This is a genomic window from Candidatus Skiveiella danica (assembly GCF_022705245.1).
GTDB lineage: Bacteria > Pseudomonadota > Gammaproteobacteria > Burkholderiales > Burkholderiaceae_C > Skiveiella > Skiveiella danica.
In genome coordinates, this window is record NZ_JAKJEW010000203.1 from 1 (window position 1) to 514 (window position 514).

General features: G+C 59.7%; 2 pseudogenes. One reads left to right on the forward strand and one right to left on the reverse strand.

Annotated features, from left to right (window positions below):
- Positions 1 to 377: pseudogene (locus ACMUOY_RS21015) on the reverse strand (DUF455 family protein); the annotation flags it as partial.
- Positions 378 to 415: 38 nt separating this feature from the next.
- On the opposite strand from ACMUOY_RS21015, the pseudogene ACMUOY_RS21020 reads away from it, so the two are divergent.
- Positions 416 to 514 (forward strand): annotated as a pseudogene (locus ACMUOY_RS21020) (gamma carbonic anhydrase family protein); the annotation flags it as partial.

A 514-nucleotide genomic window follows, 5' to 3' on the forward strand; every position in this document is an offset into this window, starting at 1 on the left:
CGCCTCCAGAAGGTGGTTGCGCAGCAGCGTGAAGTGCTTGGCCTCTTCCTGGGCCACCTGCAGCCAGTCGAGGTAATACCTGGGTGGCATGCCTTCAAACCGCCACATTGCGTCGAGTGCGAGGTTGATGGCGTTGAACTCAATATGGGTGATGGAGTGGATCAGTGCGGCATGACCTTCCGGAGTGAATGGCGAACGCCGTGCCACCTCTTGCGGGTGGACCAGCGCGGGCCGGGCTGGACGCCCGGGTCCTGGAGGCGGGCCTGGACGTCGATGGGTATATCGGCTTTGTCCGTCCACAAGGCCTGCGTGGCACGCACCTTTTCCGCAGGATCATTCAGGCAAAAAGCAGCAAACGCACCGGCTCGTAGTTCCATCCCTACAATTCTAGACATTGAAATAGCAAGGGCAGAACATGGCAATCTACGAACTCGACACTATTGCACCCCGCGTGGCAGACTCCGCCTGGGTAGCTGACAGCGCACAGGTGATGGGCAATGTGGAACTGGGGGAG